Genomic DNA, 18137 nt, shown 5'->3' with positions numbered 1-18137 from the left:
AGAACTTTAGCCGGGCAGTACGCCGTACAGGGAAAGGAGCAAAGGTCCAAAAAGGTGGACACTCTACCCAGAAACACAGGGTGCGATCGACAACAGGAAATCGATTGAGATGCCCCTTATTTTATGAACAGGCGCATCAAAAGTCTTCTAGGAAGGACTTGAAATTGTTAACATCCTTCCATTGGAGGATATCAATTGTGACGCTTTGCTGCTAAAAACCGGGATCAGTGATCCTCAGGCCGGAACGGGTGCGCTTAGTTTGTGCAAAAAAGCGGCAAATTTTCCCAAAAGTTCGGGTTTTAACGCATAAAAGCCGTATATCTCTGGTATGGGGACGCTGACGGCTTTAGAGAGGCTTTGGTTCGTCTAAAACGGCGATCGCAGATCTGGAATTTTTCTCTGGAATTTCTCAAAATCTACGAAAATTTCATACGAGAGGCTCCAAATTTTCATGGGTTTGATCACATTGGTGGCGATTTAGGTTGCCGCATCTTGGCGATCGCGCTGATTTTTTGGCAGCCTATACTAAAAAAAGACCTCTGCTTGCGGATTTCGCAACTGCCATGACCCTTCCTGATAAATCTTCGGCTTCCAGCCTCAATAGCTTTGATTTGGATGATTTGGATCGGCAGATTGTGCAGCTTTTGCACCGCGATGGGCGGATGGCCTATACGGAAATCGCAAAGCGCCTGGGGTCGGCGGAGGCGACGATTCGCTACCGGGTTCAGCGACTGATCGAGTCCGGAGCCATCACGATCCAGGCCTACCTGAACCCCGAGAAGCTCGGCTATCGTCACATCGCGCTGGTGACGCTCAACTGCACCGATCTCCACCGAGCAGAGGCGATCGCAGCGGATCTGGCCGCGATGGACGCAGTGAGCTATGTGGCCTTTACGGCGGGCTCCTATGACCTGTTTGTGGAGGTGACCTTCGAGGATCACAGCGGGCTGCTGGCGTTTTTGCAGCACCTGCGATCGCTGCCGGGGGTGGTGTCCTCCCAGAGCCAGATCGTCCTGAAACTCCTCAAAAGCCAGTACTCCTTTCACCTCAAGACGTGAGGCTTGTTTTTGATTGCGATTAAAGCAGCAAAAGTTTTTCTTTATACTAAAAGCGCAAACAAAAACCTCTAGACTGATTGAGAGCTGAAGAATTCGTGATTGAGGGAAGCGAGGTGCGTATGGCTCCTGCGGATGTGGCCCCGGCAAACCGGCTTGGAGATCCGGGCGGCGGCTGGGGCGCGCTCTGGAATGGCGGGGCGATCGCCTATACCCTGGGCGGCTACGGTGGGGGACTGGGGCTGCTCCTGGCTCCCCTGCTCTGGCAAAATGCCCTGGGACTGCTGCTGCTGACCCACAGCCTGGTGTACTCGGCCTACCTGTCCCACGAGTTCATGCACGGGACGATCTTTCGGCGGCGCTGGGGCCTGAGCGCCCGCCAGCTGAATGCCCTGGGCGGGACGCTAATGCTGTGGCTCAATGGGGGCTGCTATGCCCGATTTGCCGATCTGGCGCGGCTGCACCTGGCCCACCACGTGGACCGAGTGGACTACGCCTCGGATTTTCCCCAGTGGCTGCGCCGCTTTCCGGGACCGCTGTTTCGCGGGGTGCTGGCCCTGGAGTGGCTGTACATTCCGGCGGTGGACTACCTGCTGCACTGGCGATCGGCGCTGGCCCCCTTCACAAGCGCCCAAAGGCAAGAGGAGCGATCGCGGGCCGCTGGGGTACTGGCCCTGCGAGGAGTGCTGTTTGGCCTGCTGGGCCTGCTGTCCTGGAAAGCACTCCTGCTCTACGGCGTGGCCTACAGCGCCATGCTCCAGATCCTGCGGCTGATGGATGCCTTTCAGCACACCTATCCGGTCTTTGGGCTGGGGGAGGCGGTGCCCCGCTACACGGCGGCCGACGAGCAGCGCAACACCTTCTCCAACGTGATCTCTCTGCGCTGGCCCCGGCTCAATCTGCTGCTGCTCAACTTCGGCTATCACAACGCCCATCACCACGCCATGACCTGTCCGTGGTACCGGCTGCCCGCCCTCGATCGCCAGCTTTTTCGCGGAGATGAGCCGCACTATATGCCGCTGCCGCGCCTGCTGGGCAATTTTCACCGCTTTCGCCTCAGCCGCATTTTTTCAGATCAGGGACAGGCGCTGGATGCCGCGGGTCAGCAGCAGCTAGAAACGTTTTACGGAGCGATCGGCGTGTCGTTTCTGGTGCTGCCCTGAGGCGACTGAGGGTCGGCGGTGGGACTAAGCATGGCCTCGACCGAAGTCTTCTAGGGCGGCTATTTGTTGCTGGAGGTGGGCGACCTCTCGCTGGAGATCCGCAGGCAGAGAAGCGGGATCGCGAACCTGGTCAAACCAAGCTTGGATCTGGGGGGAGAGGGTGCGATAGAGCGTTGGCGGACAGGCCAAGAGAAGCAGCGTTAGCCAAGCGCCAAAGCTCAGGGGCGGGGGGTTTTGGGGGTCGGCGAGGGCTGAGCGAGACCACTGTCGCAGCATGGGGCTGTCGAGCGGGATCTGCAACACCTGCTGAATCTGGGAAAAAAGCGGCTGGCGCTCTAGGTCGCGGTGTAAGGCCTGGAGGCGATCGCGGCTTTGGGGAGACGCAGAAAGCTGTAGAAGCTCAAGAAAAGTCTCCGGTAAGTGCTCAATCAAGCGGGCGATCGCCTGCGTGGGGGATGGGGCATCGGCAAGGGAGTTGGGCAGGGTTTCGGCGAGATGAGGGGCGATCGCCTGGTGCCACTGCTGCGGATGGAGGCCCACTTGCAGCAGTCCTCCTTCGCTCTCGGCGCTTGGTTGCAGCACCAGATAGCCGCGACTGCGCTGAGTCACTGGATCGACCGGCTCAAAGGCCTGCCAGAGCAAAGAAACCGGTACCCAGTGAGGAGGATATTTAAACCGGGCAACATCGAGCAGCAGCACCAAATCCTTTTCGGGGTGGTAGCCCCCCACGGGGGAGAAATGCCCGTCTCCCGTTTGGCCAAGCACCTGTCGGCTGTAGCTAACGACCATGTGGACGCCGTGGGGGGAGGCCGTCACCTGCTTGAGAGTCTCGCGAAACGCCTCCAGGGTGCTGTCTGCAAAGCGATGGGCGGTGACCTGGGCTCCGTTGCAGCGAGCAATGCAGACAAACTCATCCATGGAGATACCCTGCTGCTGAATGGTCGAGAGCGGCTGGCAGCAGTCCAGCATCTCTTCGCCATACCAGCGCCACACGCCGCGCCAAATCCGGCCTGGATCGATGGCAAGGGCATTGAGCACGACAACCATGGTGCCCAAACCACAAAACGCCGGATCAGCCTGGGTATGAAACTGCTCCGCTAAAACAAAGTATCCTTCCATACCGCCTTGGGCCAGGGCTTCGCGAAAAATGGTCCGGCCCTCGGTGGAGGAGAAAGCAATGCAGTCAGGAGGAAGGGGACGACGATACAGGCCGCTGCGGAGAGAGAACATGGGGGTTGGTGATGATGAGTGAGTGTAGGGCTGCAGGCCCCAAAACATCAACTCGAGATCGAAACGGGCGATCGCGGGGCTTCCGTTGTTTTTGATACAAATGCCCCTGACATAACTCGTTATAAGTATTGGTATTCGGGGAGAACTCTTTTGCTGAGACTCCTCATTGCAGTATTAAGCAGACCTCTAGGGTTCCGGTCCATTTTTGGGTGCGGCGTCTGGTCCGAGAGAGGTCGGTTCCTAGGTTTTCCGGTGGGAAGATCCAGTGAATTACACGGCGGGATAAAAGCCCGGGAGAGCTGTCCAGCGATCGCTGCGTCTCTCCTGGGCTTTTGTTTATGTTTTCCCGAGAGCTCTCTCGATGGCTGTCCTTTATGCCCCGGAGTTTTCGAAATGATCAAGACCTATCCAGGACTTCAGAACATGTTCGAACGAGCCGTCCAAGCGGATCGGACCAGCGCCGCGATCGCCGGACCGGCCATCAAACTAGAGGTGCAAAATATCCACAAATCCTATGGGGTAAAACACCAAAAACCGCTCACGGTGCTAGAGGAGGTGAATTTTCAGATCTTTGAGCGAGAGCTGGTGTGTCTGGTGGGCTCCTCCGGCTGCGGCAAATCAACCCTGCTGAATATCATTGCGGGGCTGGTGCCGCCGACGTCGGGACGGGTGATGGTAGATGGCCAGTGCGTGACGGGCCGACCGGGCTCAGACCGGGGCATGGTGTTCCAGGGATATACCCTCTATCCGTGGTTGACGGTGGCCCAAAATGTGGCCTTTGGGCTGCAGTTTCAGAGGATGCCCAAGGCGCAGCAGCGCGATCGCGTGAGGTATTTCTTGGAGGTAGTGGGCCTCGGCCGCTTTGCCAACAGCTACCCCAAGCAGCTCTCGGGGGGTATGAAGCAGCGAGTGGCGATCGCCCGCGCCCTGGCCAATGAACCGGCGGTCTTGCTGATGGATGAGCCCTTTGGCGCGCTGGACGCCCAGACCAAGGAGCAGATGCAGCAGTTCTTGCTGGAGCTGTGGGAGCAAACCCATATCACCGTGCTGATGATCACCCACGATGTAGAAGAGGCGATCTATCTCTCGCAGCGGGTGTATGTGATGGGGGCGCATCCGGGCCGCATCGAGTCCGAGATTGGGATCCAGCTACCGGAGCATCGAGATTTGGATATCAAACTCTCACCGGAATTTGTGGAGATCAAGCGCCAAGTTTTGCAGGCCCTGCGCGGTCCCACCGCAGAAGCTTGACGCGAGATGACGCATATTGTTTGTGACTTTGTGACGTTAAATCATCTTGTGTTTCCGATGGCAAAAATCTCTAAAATAATGCGATCGCTGGGGTTGGCGATCGCGGCGATGATATTGGCGATCGCCTGTGCGCAGGAGCCCAACGCCGATAATGGGGCTCCTGACGCCGCCGCCACGGGTCCCTTAATTTCGGCAACGAACAACTGGGTTGGCTACGGCGGTCACCACGTCGCCGTCGGCAAAAATTTCTTCTCGGAAAAAGGTCTCCAAGTCCAAGATCTCTTTTTCCAAAGCGCCAGCGAACAGATCACCGCTTTCCTGGCTGGACGAGTGGATCTCGGCTGGTTTACCTCGGGGGATGCGGTCCAAATGGCCGCCAAAGATCCCTCGATCAAAATTATCTATTTAGTAGACTACTCCAACGGCTCCGACGGCATATTGGGCCGCCAAATCCAGTCACCCGCAGACATCAAAGGAAAGACCGTCGCTCGAGAAAATATCTTATTTGAAAAGGTGCTGCTGCGCGCCTACCTCGAAAAAGCAGGCCTCACAGAACAAGATGTCGTGATCAAAGACTTGGCCGCCGCCGACGCAGCGGCAGCCTTTGCGGCCCGGCAGGTGGACGCAGCCGTCACCTATGAGCCCTATCTCAGCCGCAGCGCTGAGCAGGGGGGCGGCGCAGTGATCTTTTCAACCAAAGACACCAACCTGATCGCCGATGTGGTGGTCGCCCGAGATGAACTCATTCAGTCTCGCAAGGCAGATTTGCAGGCCTATTTCCAGGCGGTGGATCGGGCGGTGAAGCTGCTGAATGCGGGGGATGCTGAGGCCCTTGGGCTTGTGGGCAAGAAGCTAGGTATCTCCGGGGAAGAAGTCAAAGAGCAGCTAATGGGGGTGAAGCTGTTTGACAACGAAGGTAATAAAACCGTTACAGTCTCGATAGCCTCTTCTCACCCATTGTCGGGACCGTCCGCTATATGCCCGTGACGGCCTTTGTCCCCCTCATCGTCATTTGGCTGGGCCTCGGGGAGCCCTCGAAAATTCTGATCATCATGCTGGGGGTGGTGCTCTACAACGCGATCATGGTGGCGGACGCGGTGAAGTTTATCCCCAATGAGATGATCAATGTGGCCTATACCATGGGGGCAAGCCGACGCGATGTGGTGTTTCAGGTGATCATCCCGGCAGCCTTTCCCAGCATCCTGGACACGCTGCGAGTCAATATCTCGGGAGCCTGGAATTTCTTGGTCATTGCGGAGCTGGTCGCGTCCCAAAATGGCCTTGGTTTCCGCATCATTCAGGCCCAGCGCTTCTTGCAAACCGACAAGGTTCTCTTTTGCATCGCGCTGATTGGCGTCATTGGTCTGCTGCTAGATTATGTCCTGAAGTGGATCTCTCGCCGACTCACGCCCTGGGCAGATCAGATTCGTCACTAGAGACGCCAAGAGACAGGACACTTTTGAATCTTACGGTTTCTCAGGAGATTGTCTTCCGGCATCTTTCAAACACTTGTCGAGTTTTGTGCGCAAAAACAATTACCTTCTCTGAACTCTACAAGAAGCTGTTTGAAACAGGTTTTGACCGCTTTAAAGGCGTGCAGTGTTTTCAGACCCTTGTCTATTGCACGCTAGAATGTGCCGACAAATTTTCACAGGTTCGCTCATACTGATTGAGATCTTCACTGACATGTGTTTTCCACTCCATTGCGCTTAGATTGCGCGTCACCCGATTGCAGATTTCATTCACCAAGCTGTCTGATGAGAGAGTCCAAACGCGTACCGTATTATCCTGACTTTCTGTAATAACGTGGGAGCCGTCCGGACTAAAAGCAACATCACGTAAGGTGCTTTCTTGCTGAAGGGAGTGGAGGGGTGTTCCGTTCTGAGTGCTCCAAACAAGAGCTGTATTATCAATACTCCCTGCGACAACTTTAGACCCATCAGGACTAAATCTCACACTGTACAAAAAGTTTTCATAGGGCAGAGAACGTAAGAGTTTACCGGTTTCGGTGCTCCAAAGTTCTACTGCATCAAAGTTCGCCATAACGAGCATGGAGCCATCTGAGCTAAAACTTAAATCGCGGATAAACCACGATTCAGGCTCAAGAGAATGTATGAGCTTACCCGCTTGAGCATCCCAAATATAGGCGGTTCCATCCCAATCTACTGCGAGCTTGGAGCCGTCAGGACTAAAAATCAGGTTATAAATAGTGTGTTCGTGCTGAAGAGATTGAAGAAGATCGCCAGTTTCCATGTCCCAGATATAGCTAGTTTGACCATACCTTCCTGTAGCAATCTTGGACCCGCTAGAACTAAAGCTTGCGCCAGATAAAGCTTCCTTAAATAGGAGAGAACGAGTGAGCTGACCAGTGTCGATATCCCAAATACGGGTTGTCAAGTCAGAGCTGCCAGTTACGAGACTAGAGCCATCTGGACTAAAGACTTTGGTATACACCTCGTTTTCGTGCTGAAGAGAGTGCTGAAGCTGGCCCGTACTGACATCCCAAATCTGCACTGTGTGATCATCCCTATCTGTCATGAGTTTGGAGCCATCAGGGCTAAGGCTTGGATTATTGACCGAGCCCTGATGCTGAAATGATCGGGGTTCTTGCACCGTCTCAATATTCCAGATGCGGGCTGTGTGATCGGCGCTTCCTGTTATAACCTGTGAGCCATTTGGGCTAAAGTCCACACGCAGCACTGCTTGCTCATGAGGAAGAGTCTGGAGAAGTGCTCCATTTTCAGTGTTCCAAATATAAGCTGTCTTATCAAAGCTGCTTGTAATGACCATAGAACTGTCGGGACTAAAATCTGTATCGAAGATATTTCCCGTGTGTTGAAGAGCATGAAGCAATTTACCGGTTTTAGCGTCCCAGAGGTTTGCAGCCCAAATGTTTTCTTCGCTGCCCCAAATCCCCGTAATGACCTTAGAGTTATCTGGACTAAAACTCACAGATGTAACTGGAATTTCGTGCTGAAGAACCTGGAGCAGTTTGCCAGTTTTTGAGCTCCAGATTCGCGCTACTTTGTCGTAGCCGCCGGTGAGAACCATAGAGCCATCTTCACTAAAGCTTACGCTTTCTATTTTTTTGTGCTGAAGAGAATGAAGGAGCTTACCGGTTTGGACATTCCAGATACGAGCTGGACTCTCCTGACTGGCTGTCATAACCATGGATCCATCAGGACTAAAGCGCGCAATTTCTAACGGCTTTTCATCTTGAAGTGTATGGAGAAGCTGACCGGTTTGAGCGTCCCAGAGGCGCGCGGTTTTATCATCGCTGCTAGTAACAACCTGGGAGCCGTTGGGACTGAAGTCTACATCGAAGATGGGACCGTCATGCTGAAGAGAGTGCAGGAGTTTACCAGTTTTGGTATTCCAAATACGGGCAATAGGCTCATCACCCCCAGTGATGAGCATAGAACTGTCTGGACTGAAGCTTACCGCTTGGACTATATCTTTGTGGGCAAGCAAGTGGATAAGCTTGCCGCTTTTGGCATCCCAAAGGCGAGCCGTATCGTCAATGCTGCCAGTGGCGACGATTGATCCATCTGGACTAAAACTAGTCGCTAAAACATTACCGTCATGCTGTAGCGGGATGGAAGGCCCGGGAAGAAAGCGTAAAGCCTGACGCAAGGCGCGGTCAGCTTCTACAGAGGATAGGTTGAGCTTGTCTAGGCGTTTTTGGGCTTCGACAGCGAGGAGCGCACCGGTGATGCTTGCTTTGTCGCTGCGGGAGGTCAGGAGCTCTGCTTGAGCCGCGATCTTGAGGGCGATCGCCTTTTGTTCGCTGAGGTATTGTATTGTTGCCAGCTTTGCCAAAGGATAATTCCTAGGATGAGAACGAGAGCTTTGACCAGGTTTGTGGGGGACTGTTTGGCGTTAGTTTGGGGGCGGGCCGAGGTTTCCATAGAAAAGAAGGTTGAGGATAGCCAAGGTCTGGGACTCATCCAAAATAGCCACCTCAAGAGAAAATAGGTGAACTTGTAAAGAAACTCAAAATCTAAGGTTTAGCCAGTAGCCTGGATTTGTTAGAAGAGAGATAGATAAGGGGCGATCGCCCCTTATCTATCTCTTCTACCCCACGGCCTCCATCAGCGCCTTAGATGTACTGACCCAGCCAATCGCCCCTCCCTCACTGGTAATAACCTCCAGAGCTGCTTGGTGCTCACTGGGGGTGAGAGCTGCGCAGCAGTCTTCTAGCAAGAGGCCATAGAAGCCCAGATCGCTGGCGTGGCGGTAGCTGCCGAGGACGCAGCATTGCGTCGTGACCCCCGCAAAAAGCAGATGGGTGATACCGCGCGATCGCAGTCTTGCTTCGAGGTCAGTCGCGACAAAAATAGACTGAGCAGGCTTATCGAGAACCAGCTCATTTTCTAAGGGCTGAAACTCCTCCAAAAGCTGCGTTCCAGCCTCTCCAGCAATCAGAAATCGCCCCAGCTTCCCGAGGCTGCCAACCGGATATCCGGCATTGATATATCGCAGCTTTTTGCTGGGGGTGAGATCTCTCAAATCTGGCCGATGACTCTCGCGCGTATAGATTATCCAGATATCTCGCTGGCGAGCCCAGGCAATGAGCTGCTGCACTCGGGGGACGATCGCCTGGAGACCTGTGAGATCCGCGTTGAGGACCTGCCCGCAGTATCCCTCCGGGTGACAAAAGTCTTTTTGCAGATCGATGGCGATCAGGGCTGTATGAGCGCCATCGAAAGGGAAAGGATGGGGACGAGCCGGGATAGAAATGTCTGAGGAAACCATGGACGCGTTAGACTTTGGGATTTCCTTGATGGTGTCGCCAAGGGGCGAAAGAGAGTGTCCGTCGTGAACGTTTCGAGCGGGCTCCACCCTAGCGACTCTCACCGATCAGGGTAAAAGCGGCCCAGGCAGAGGGCTCCGGATATTTGGCCTTGGTGGCCAGCATGGCTTGCCGCAGGGCTTTGGCCTTGTCCGGGTCTTGCTGGAGCTGCTGATAAAAAGTCACCATGAGGTCTGCGGTGGGGGCATCGGGGACGGCCCAGAGTGAGACCAGCAGGCTGGGCGTTCCGGCGGCGATCAGCGATCGCGAGAGGCCGACGACCCCGTCGCCCGTGAGCTTGCCGCGACCGGTGTTGCAGGCGCTCAGGACAATGAGCCTGGCCTGAAGCTGGAGAGTGAGGAGATCGCTGGCGGTCAGGAGGCCGTCGTCTGCGCCGCTGGGCGCAAGGGCGATCGCCCCCGGGACGCCCAACCCCCGAAAATCATCCATCAGCCCGTGGGTCGCCAGGTGAATCAGAGAGGCAGAGCGCATCTGCTGGAGCACAGCGCCCTTGGTGGCCTGAGCGCCCAGCAGCGGCTGGGTGCCGAGCAAATCGGCGATCGCCTTTGCCTCGCTCTCGCTACCGGGCAGGTTGGGCAGCGGCACCGGCGGCTCCCCAGCAGCCACAGTCACCTTGGGCATGGTGGGATTGCCCACGACCAGAGACGCAGAGGTCGCGGCCCGGTTCTGCGCCCGCAGGCGCTCCGTCAGCTGCAAAACCTGGAGAGACGGTGAGACGCTGAGGGTGTGCTTCTCGATCAGGTAAGTGCCGTCTGCGGCTCGGAGGGCGGCGAAAGGCACCCAAAAGAGCGCATCTTGGGGCACAAAGACGACCCGATCGTCCGGATTTTGGGGCAAATATTGGGCGACGGGGGCAATCAGCCACTGATAGAGCTGGTCGAGATCGCTGCCAGCGGCGCGGGTTCCTCCGGCGCGACTCGCGACCCCCAACCCGCGATCGCTCGCGCCGATGGACTGCCGACTGCGGCCCACCCAGTCCGCCAGGGTTTGGCCGTCCAGGGCCGTCGCCAAGTCCACCGTCTCCACGGCGATCGCCCCCTGGGGCGGCACCACCCAGATCAGCAGCTGGGACTCCCGCGCTTCCAGGGCCTGGGGCCGCCGAAAGGTCTGGCTAATCACAGAGTAGACAATAAAAGTCGCCTGCTGAGACTGGGCCAGCTGCTGAATCTGGGACAGGTTGGGCACCGCGCCCATCTCAATGGATCGCTCGTCGGTGGGTGAGACGCGTCGAGCCAGCAGCTCCGCAAAGGCGCGCGCCCGCGCCCGCTCGGCCACTTCCAGAGAGGCGTCAGACTGCCGCAGCTGCATCAGCACAAACTGGAGATTTTGATAGAGCGCTCGCTGGGTCTCAAAGATAGAGATCTTGTAGGCGTCATTGTCTCCTAGACGCGATCGCAGATCTTCCCACTCTGCCACCCCTTCGCGCAGAGTCCGGGCCGCGCCGGTGAGATCTCCGCGCTGAATCTGCAAGACCGCCATATTATTTTTGGCAACTCCCTGACCGCGCCGATTATTGCGCGATCGCACGTAGGTGTAATACTCCTGATAGTATTTCTCGGCGGTGGCATAGTCTCCTTTCTGGAAATAGGCGAGGCCTTGATTGCCGCGCAGGCCGTAGAGAATATCGGGGTCGCGGAGAAACTGCCAAGCCGTCTCCCAAGCCTGGTCATAGAGGGCGATCGCCCGGTCGATTTCTCCCATCTTGTAGTGAGCGCCAGCCAGGTTTGCCAAGGCCTCCGCTTCCCACTGCCGATTTTCGGCTTTCTGGGCGAGGGTGAGACGCTGCTGCTGAAACTGGACAGCCTGGGCATAGTTGCCTGCTGCATGGTACGCGATGCCCAAATTTCCCAGAGCCAAACTCTGAAGCGCTTCGTCTTGCAGGCTTTGGGCGATCGCCAACTGCTGCTGATAGAGATCTCTCGCCTTCTCACTCTCTCCCAGCGCTTGATAGACCAAGCCCAGATCTCCTAAGGCCTGGGCCTCTCCTCGGCGATCGCCGGTTTTCTGGGCCAGCGATCGCCGCTGCTGATGGGTTTCAATGGCCAAAGCATAGAGATCTGCGCCAAAGTATCCTTTGCCCAAATTTCCCAGGGCCATCCCCTCTAGAGATGGATCGGTCCCCTCTTCGCGCAGCAGCTGGTGAAACTGTTGGAGAGACTCGATTCCCTCAGCGCTATAGATCCCTTTTTGGGCATAGGCGAGGGAGAGATTGCCCAGGGCCAAGCGCTGGAGGGAGCGATCGCCAAGCTCCCGGGCGATCGCCAGACTCTCTTTGTACGCCTGCACCCCCCGCTCAAACTGTTCTCCCAAAAAGGCCTCTAGGCCCTGGTCGATCAGCAGCGCCGCCTCTTTGCGGCGATCGCCCATGGCCCGCGCCTCGGATAGTGCCCCCTCCGACACCGGCGCGCCGCTCCACGGCTCCACCGCGAAATACTTCAGGCCCTGGGCCGTGGTGTACTGCCCCTCCCAGGGAATCCGCTGCAAAGGCTGATAGATCGTCAGCGCCTGGGCCTGGGCCTGCTCTGCGGGCTGGACGACGGGCGACTGAGCCCGGCTACTGGCAACCATCAGCGGTGTGCTGCTCCCCACAGCGGCGATCGCGCTCAGGGCCACCAGCGAAGTCATCAGAGAGAGTCGAGACCAAAGAGCGCGCGCCATAGGAGTATCAAAAAAGACCATGATTTCCTAAGATGGCACGCCCTCACAGCGAATGCGGCAATCCTTCATTAACGGCAATCTTGCCGGTTCTAGGGGCGAAAAGTTTCAGTGGTGATCGGGCCATAGTCGCTCGTTTAGGTTCAGCAGCAATAGTTCCATCAAAGCGACTTGGCTCTCGTTGCCCTGGGCTTGAAAGAGTTCCAGGGCCTGTTGCAAACATGCCTTAGCCTCGGCGCGACGTTTTTGGGTGAGAAGGGCAATGCCGAGTTTTTTGTGAGTGTGGGGATCGGTGGGGTTGGCCTGGACTGCTGCCTCTAACTGGGCGATCGCCGCTGCACCTTGTTTTTGGCTCAACCGAGCCGTTTCAAACAGCATCTTCCCTTCTTGAAAAATTCCTTTGAAGCTCAGGTTGATTTTGGGGGGAATGGTGTCATCGCCCACCGCGCGGTCAATTAAAGATGTGGTGTCACCCGACGGCAAAAAAACACAGATCTTGCGGGCAATATCTCGATAGTGCTTGCGGGCGATCGCCTGCTGACGGCGAGAGGCCGACGCCACGGTCCGCCCCAGAGACAGCTTCTGAAGGCGATTGGCTTGGTAATGAACCAGCAGTTCATAGGCAATGCTGTTTCCGTCTTCTCCCCCCTGGTGCTGCTTGAGTTCCACAGCGACTATTTCAGACAAGCTGTAGTGCTGGACTCGGGTGCCGAACCGGTACAGAGCCGTGTGGACCATTTCCCTCGCCATCCGGTCAAACACCCACTTCTGCGCCACAGGCCGAAGCAGCCCCAGGCTCATCAGCGCGATGGTGCCAACTATTCCTAGGCCCAGAATGCCTACGAGTCTCCGAAAATCGCTCTGGGTGCTGAGCTCCGTCAGGGTTGATCCATACTCTTGCAGAAACTCCTGCCACAGCGCTTGGCCCTGCCACTGCCACCACCCTCCCACCAAGGCAATGACAAAAGCGAGATTGGCGAGTCCGCGCGCGATCGCCATGGGATTTTGGTGAAATCGTCCCCGGCTCAGCACCAGCTGATAGGACGTATCTTCGATGATCTGTAAGCTCTGAAGGTCGCTGGTAGAAGAAGCCATGGTTTGGGACCAAACGATAACCTTATTCTTCCCGTCGGCTTGAGCCTTTTTAGAACAAACTATTGCGCAAATGTGAAAGTTTCCGGGATATTTCTGTGGCGTCTTTAGATTGATGGAAATTGATACTGCCGTTAATAGCAGGCCACAGAATCTAACGCTATGCCAAATTCCCCCGACCCTTCAAAGCATCAAAACTCTTTCTTCAAAGAACTGGTGCTGATCAATGCTCAGGCCAATCCACCGGAAGAATGGCGCGCCAGCCTCAAGCTGCTGGTGTCGGCGCTGCTGGCGCTGATCCTTTGGGGATTTTTGGGCTATGTTGCGGTGTTCCATCTCTTGACGTCCCGCCAATTTGCACAGAAGGTAGCAGATCTCCCGGCGGCGGATCCTGCCCGCGTAGCGCAAATGGAGAAGGCAATGATCGGATTCAACAGCACGGTGCAAACGCTGTATGCGCTGCTAACCCCGCTGGCAACGGCGGTGACGGGATACTTTTTTGCGGTGTCCGGCTCTTCTCGGGGCTCTTTTGAGCTGGCCAAGCCTGCGCTGCCGGAGCGCTCCTCCGAACCGAAGCCCCCGGAAGCCTAGGGGGTGCCTGTGCTAGACTCGCTGACGCGACGACCGTTTGTGAGCTAGCTGGGATATGGTTCGCTTTCTGCACTTATCGGATGTGCATTTAGGGTTCAATCGCTACGGTAGCGCGGAGCGAACCAAGGATTTTTATCTGGCGCTGGATGACGTGATCGAGCGCTACGCGATCGCCGCTCAAGTGGATTTTGTGCTGATTGCGGGGGATCTATTTGAGGATCGGCAGATCCTGCCAGCGACGCTCAACCAGGCCAAGCTCTGCCTCCAGAAGCTCCAGGATGCGGCAATCCCCGTATTTGCCATCGAGGGAAACCACGACAACTGCCCCTACGGCACGCAGACGAGCTGGCTGCGCTATCTCTCCAGCTGGGACTACCTGGTGCTGCTGGAGCCCTACGACGGCGAGAGCGGGCCGGAGTATGAGCCCTGGGACCCAGAGAGCCACTCGGGCGGATACGTGGACCTGCCCTGCGGCGTGCGGATCATCGGCTCGCGGTGGTACGGGGCCTCAGCCCCCCAGATGATCCGAAAGATCGCAGAGGCGATCGCCGCTCTGCCGCCCGGACCCGACAAAACGATCATGATGTTTCACCACGGTCTCGAGGGCCAGATCGCCCGGTACAACGGCGCTCTGCGCTACCAAGAGTTGCTGCCCCTGCGAGAGGCGGGCGTCGACTACCTGGCCCTGGGCCACATCCACCGCCACTACGAAAAAGAAGGCTGGATTTTTAATCCGGGGTCCCTGGAGGCCAACAGCATTGTCGAAAACCAGGCCCAAAACCCCCGGGGCGTGCTCCTGGTGGAGATGGACGAGACGGGAATCCGGGCGGATCTCCGGCGCGACTACTACCAGCGCCCGATCCGTCGCCTGATTTTCAAGACCGAGAAGCAGATGACCAGCGACGACCTAGCGGCAGGGGCGATCGCCCAGATCGAGGCGGCGGCGCAGCGGGGCGAAACCCAGGGAGCCCTGGTCGAGATGGTGATCCAGGGCCAAACCGGATTCAATCGCGTCGACCTCAACCTCAAGACCCTGCGCGATCGCCTCAAGACCCTCAGCGGCGCGCTCATTCTGCTGCTCAAGTACGAAGCCGTCGGCACCGAATACCGCACCCCGGCCCTGGCAGGCACTGGAAACGCCCCCACCCGCGCCCAGATCGAGCAGCAAGTCTTTCTAGATCTCCTCACGGCCAACACCCGCTACGAGACCCATGCGCCCCGCCTAGCCGCTGGCCTGACCGATCTCAAAGACCGCGTCCTGGACAACCAGGCAGAAGACACGCTCTACGAATTTGTGCAGGATCTGCTGGATACCCTAGAGACGCCTCAGGCGTCTGGGTCCCTGGGGGCCTGAAAAATTCGGCTAAAGTCTTCGACAGGGCGAGGCAGCGGCTGGAGAGGCAGCGTGATGGTGAAGGTGGTGCGGCGATCGCCGCTGCTGACGGCGATCGACCCGCCAAGATACTCCACCAGCTTTTTCGCCAGGGCCAGACCGAGGCCCGTGCCGCCGTGGCGCCAGGGATCGCTGTTGGGAATCCGATAGAACTTATCGAAAATCCGCCCCTGCTCTGTCTCGGAAATTTCGACCCCTGAGTTGCTCACCTGAAACTCGACCCCCTCGCCTTGCCGAGCAGCAGCCAGGGTAATGGTCTCGTGGGCGGGAGTGTACTTGCAGGCGTTGCTGATCAGCTCCATCAAGACGCGGCTCAGGTGCTTGAGATCCGTCGTCAAGGGGGGCAGATCCTCGGGCGTGAGGATCTCGACGCGCTGCTTTTGCTGCTCGATGCGGCCATAGAAAGGCTCAATGAGACTGGGCAGCCACAGATGGGGCTGAATGGTCGCCAGCACGAGCGGCTCGGTGCCCGCATCCAGGCGCGACAGATCCAGCAGGTCATTAATCAGGGTAATTTCGCGATCGCACTCGTCATTGAGAATCCCAAAGTAGCGCTGGGCCGGGTTGCTGGGCTCATTGAACCAGTCCTGCTGCTTGAGCAAAATCTCCAAAAGCTGAATGGCCATCTTGATATTGGCCATGGGGGTCCGCAGCTCGTGGGAGACCGTGCTCAAAAAGTCGTCCTTGAGCTGGTTGAGCCGCTCCAGCTCCCGCACCTGGGCCTGGGATTCCTCAAACAGGCGGGCCTGCCGAATGGCAATGGCGCACTGGTTGGCAACCTGGGCCACAAGGCGCACCTCTAGCTGATCAAACCAGTCGCGACTGTGGCGAAACAGACGCAGATCGCCAATCACGCCCTGGTCATCTGCGATGGGGCAAGCCAGGATCGCCCAACGCCGCGCTAGGTTGCGGGCAGGCGTCGGCGCAATGGGACAAACCTGGAGCGGCTGTCCTTGAAATAGCTGCTGGTACTGCTCGGGATGGTCTGCGATGGAGATCACCCGGCCGCGCGCTCGAGGCAGGGTCGTGGTGTATTCGTAGCAAATGGTGGAGGTGGTCTGCTCAGCGTTGTACATTCCCGTGTCGCAGCACTCGACACCGAGGCCTTCGGCAAGGCTCTGGACGGCGCTCTGGAGGATCTTGTGCTCGTCGAGGGAGTCACGCACCTGATCGGTGATCCGCTTGAGCAGAGCCTCGAAGTCGATGGATCGCTGAAGCTGGGCAGTGCGATCGCGCACCTGCTCTTCGAGGGTGACGTTGAGGGTCTGAACTTGCTGATACAGCTCGGATTGCTGAATGGCGATCGCCACCTGGGTGGCTAGCTGCTTGAGCAGGTCAATTTCGAAGGGCTGCCAAACCCGCGGCCCCCCGCACTGATGGGCGATCAGCAGCCCCCAGAGGCGATCGCCCTGCACAATCGGCACAATCAAGTTGGCGCGAATCTGGAGCGCCTCCAGCACCTGGCGATAGCAAGGCGTGACGCTGGGGGCGCGAACATCCGCCACGGCGCTGACTCGGCCCTCGCGATAGCGCTCGGTGAAATCGCTGCGAAAGCAAGGATCAAAAAAACTAAACCCCAAAATCGACTCCCAAGGCGGGATCACCGACTCGACAATCACCTCGCCGTCGCCCTGGGCAGTCAGCCGAAACACGATCGTGCGATCGCACCCGAGAAACTGGCGCACCTCATCCACCGTGGTGTTGAGAATCTCGGACAGATCCAGAGACTGGCGAATCCGATGGGCGATCGCATTCATCAGCCGCTCCCGCTCGTCCTGCTGACGCCGAGCCCGTTCTGTCTGCTTGCGATCGCTGATATCCCGAATCACGGCCTGCACGGCCATTTGCCCCTGGTACCGATAGGCGATCGCCACCACCTCCGCATCAAAGGTGCTGCCATCGAGGCGCACCAGTTTCTCTTCGAGCAGCGGCGGCGGACCCTCCTGACAGCAGGTCTCCGCCAGATTCTGGCGCATCAGTTCCTGGTCCGCCGGATGCACCAGACTGATCACCTCCCGGCCAATCAGATCCTCGGCCCGGCTCGCCCCAAACAGCCGCAGCAGCGCCTGATTGGCCAGCACCACCCGCCCTTCCTGATGGATCAAAATCCCGTCAGGGCAAATGTCGACCAGCTGCCGATAGCGCTCCTCACTCTCTCGCAGAGCAGCCTCAGAAGCCTTTTGCTGGCTAAGGTCGCGCGTCACCCCATAAAAGCGGCCCCGCTCGATCAGCGGCGCAGCATTCCACGCCAGCCACAGGCGTTCGTCGGTTTCGAGGGCTTCTGGATTGATTGGGTAGCGGTCTATGATCCAGGCCAGATCTCGCGCCAAGCGGGTGATCCACCGGAGCAGAGGCCCCTCAACCGTCACAAGTTCGGGATGGCCCAAACTCAGCGCGCCGATCGTACGCCGCTCAACCACCAGGGGAATGCACACAAAGGTGCGAATTCCCAGAGCGCTGAGAACGTCATTGCTGCTGCACAGCTTGAGCTCATTGGGTGCGTAGGTCTTGATGATGGCCTGCTGGGTAGCGACAACGGTGCCAGAGAGAGTCTGGTGAACAGGAACTTCAAAGGATTTCCCCTCAGGCAGAGGCACACCGATTGCCCCTTCAAACACCATCACCTGTCGCGCAGCGTCATAGCGCTCGATCGCCACAATGGGAAAGCCCGTAGTGTCGCTGATTTCTTGGACGGTGGATTGGAAGGCGTCTTTCGCAGATTGCGTTCCCATGTGGGCGGTAGAAGGCGATGCAGGACCCGAAATGCTTAGGCTCTGCTGGTTAAGAATGCTTGGAATTTGCTGCTGGGGGGTGATGTCGCCAACGAGGGCAGGGGCAGCCGGATATTTCAGGAAGCTCAAGGTCAAAAAGATGCGGAAACGAGCCAGCGATCG

Annotated in this window: 12 protein-coding genes, 1 pseudogene and 1 riboswitch; of the genes and pseudogenes, 7 read left to right on the top strand and 6 right to left on the bottom strand. The window is 57.5% G+C overall.

Annotated features, from left to right (window positions below):
• The first annotated feature begins 563 nt into the window (after positions 1-563).
• On the top strand, positions 564-1058 hold the full coding sequence (locus GEI7407_RS08715; RefSeq protein ID WP_015171778.1) for an Lrp/AsnC family transcriptional regulator: 495 nt from the start codon (positions 564-566) through the stop codon (positions 1056-1058).
• Positions 1059-1177: 119 nt separating this feature from the next.
• Positions 1178-2218: a fatty acid desaturase gene (locus GEI7407_RS08710; RefSeq protein WP_015171777.1), complete on the top strand. Its 1041-nt coding sequence runs from the start codon at positions 1178-1180 to the stop codon at positions 2216-2218.
• A gap of 24 nt (positions 2219-2242) precedes the next feature.
• Here the strand turns inward: GEI7407_RS08710 and GEI7407_RS08705 are convergent, their stop codons facing one another.
• Positions 2243-3448 (bottom strand): phytochelatin synthase family protein, encoded by a 1206-nt coding sequence (locus tag GEI7407_RS08705; RefSeq protein WP_015171776.1) that lies wholly within the window; start codon positions 3446-3448, stop codon positions 2243-2245.
• Between the two features lie 175 nt (positions 3449-3623).
• Positions 3624-3747: riboswitch (guanidine-I (ykkC/yxkD leader) on the top strand.
• Positions 3748-3871: 124 nt separating this feature from the next.
• Between GEI7407_RS08705 and GEI7407_RS08700 the strand changes: the two genes are divergently transcribed.
• The 3 genes and pseudogenes from GEI7407_RS08700 to GEI7407_RS08690 all read left to right on the top strand — a co-directional run.
• Positions 3872-4699 carry an ABC transporter ATP-binding protein gene (locus GEI7407_RS08700; protein ID WP_041268351.1) on the top strand — a complete coding sequence of 276 codons (828 nt, stop codon included), beginning with the start codon at positions 3872-3874 and terminating at the stop codon, positions 4697-4699.
• 57 nt (positions 4700-4756) lie between these two features.
• Positions 4757-5686, top strand: a complete 930-nt coding sequence (locus GEI7407_RS08695) for an ABC transporter substrate-binding protein (protein ID WP_150109750.1) — start codon at positions 4757-4759, stop codon at positions 5684-5686.
• A pseudogene (locus GEI7407_RS08690) lies at positions 5629-6135 on the top strand (ABC transporter permease); the annotation flags it as partial. The gene GEI7407_RS08695 and the pseudogene GEI7407_RS08690, both read left to right, overlap by 58 nt.
• Positions 6136-6316: 181 nt before the next feature.
• On the opposite strand, the gene GEI7407_RS08685 reads toward GEI7407_RS08690, so the two are convergent.
• The 4 genes from GEI7407_RS08685 to GEI7407_RS08670 form a co-directional block, all read right to left on the bottom strand.
• Positions 6317-8518, bottom strand: coding sequence for a WD40 repeat domain-containing protein (locus GEI7407_RS08685; protein WP_015171773.1), 2202 nt, complete (start codon positions 8516-8518; stop codon positions 6317-6319).
• Positions 8519-8773: 255 nt separating this feature from the next.
• Positions 8774-9454: a cysteine hydrolase family protein gene (locus GEI7407_RS08680; protein ID WP_015171772.1), complete on the bottom strand. Its 681-nt coding sequence runs from the start codon at positions 9452-9454 to the stop codon at positions 8774-8776.
• An 88-nt stretch (positions 9455-9542) separates the two neighbouring features.
• Positions 9543-12170 carry a CHAT domain-containing tetratricopeptide repeat protein gene (locus GEI7407_RS08675; protein ID WP_190274185.1) on the bottom strand — a complete coding sequence of 876 codons (2628 nt, stop codon included), beginning with the start codon at positions 12168-12170 and terminating at the stop codon, positions 9543-9545.
• Between the two features lie 105 nt (positions 12171-12275).
• The gene (locus GEI7407_RS08670; RefSeq protein ID WP_015171770.1) at positions 12276-13262 is read right to left on the bottom strand and encodes a tetratricopeptide repeat protein; all 987 of its coding nucleotides are present in this window, start codon (positions 13260-13262) and stop codon (positions 12276-12278) included.
• A gap of 159 nt (positions 13263-13421) precedes the next feature.
• On the opposite strand from GEI7407_RS08670, the gene GEI7407_RS08665 reads away from it, so the two are divergent.
• Positions 13422-13850 (top strand): hypothetical protein, encoded by a 429-nt coding sequence (locus GEI7407_RS08665; protein WP_015171769.1) that lies wholly within the window; start codon positions 13422-13424, stop codon positions 13848-13850.
• 55 nt (positions 13851-13905) lie between these two features.
• Positions 13906-15204 carry a DNA repair exonuclease gene (locus GEI7407_RS08660; protein ID WP_015171768.1) on the top strand — a complete coding sequence of 433 codons (1299 nt, stop codon included), beginning with the start codon at positions 13906-13908 and terminating at the stop codon, positions 15202-15204.
• Here GEI7407_RS08660 and GEI7407_RS20690 read toward each other — a convergent pair.
• Positions 15177-18104, bottom strand: a complete 2928-nt coding sequence (locus GEI7407_RS20690; protein WP_150109749.1) for a GAF domain-containing protein — start codon at positions 18102-18104, stop codon at positions 15177-15179. The genes GEI7407_RS08660 and GEI7407_RS20690 overlap by 28 nt on opposite strands.
• Positions 18105-18137: the final 33 nt, after the last annotated feature.

The sequence above is a fragment of the Geitlerinema sp. PCC 7407 genome (assembly GCF_000317045.1).
In the GTDB taxonomy this organism is placed as follows: Bacteria; Cyanobacteriota; Cyanobacteriia; order PCC-7407; family PCC-7407; genus PCC-7407.
The sequence above is the reverse complement of the archived record's forward strand: the minus strand, read 5'-3'. Positions and strand labels throughout refer to the sequence as shown.

Coding starts and splice junctions, on each gene's coding strand:
- GEI7407_RS08710 (WP_015171777.1), top strand. CDS start 1,178: ATGGCTCCTGCGGATGTGGCCCCGGCAAACCGGCTTGGAGATCCGGGC.
- GEI7407_RS08695 (WP_150109750.1), top strand. CDS start 4,757: ATGGCAAAAATCTCTAAAATAATGCGATCGCTGGGGTTGGCGATCGCG.
- GEI7407_RS08675 (WP_190274185.1), bottom strand. CDS start 12,170: ATGGCGCGCGCTCTTTGGTCTCGACTCTCTCTGATGACTTCGCTGGTG.
- GEI7407_RS08700 (WP_041268351.1), top strand. CDS start 3,872: ATGTTCGAACGAGCCGTCCAAGCGGATCGGACCAGCGCCGCGATCGCC.
- GEI7407_RS08660 (WP_015171768.1), top strand. CDS start 13,906: ATGGTTCGCTTTCTGCACTTATCGGATGTGCATTTAGGGTTCAATCGC.
- GEI7407_RS08670 (WP_015171770.1), bottom strand. CDS start 13,262: ATGGCTTCTTCTACCAGCGACCTTCAGAGCTTACAGATCATCGAAGAT.
- GEI7407_RS08665 (WP_015171769.1), top strand. CDS start 13,422: ATGCCAAATTCCCCCGACCCTTCAAAGCATCAAAACTCTTTCTTCAAA.
- GEI7407_RS08680 (WP_015171772.1), bottom strand. CDS start 9,454: ATGGTTTCCTCAGACATTTCTATCCCGGCTCGTCCCCATCCTTTCCCT.
- GEI7407_RS08715 (WP_015171778.1), top strand. CDS start 564: ATGACCCTTCCTGATAAATCTTCGGCTTCCAGCCTCAATAGCTTTGAT.
- GEI7407_RS08705 (WP_015171776.1), bottom strand. CDS start 3,448: ATGTTCTCTCTCCGCAGCGGCCTGTATCGTCGTCCCCTTCCTCCTGAC.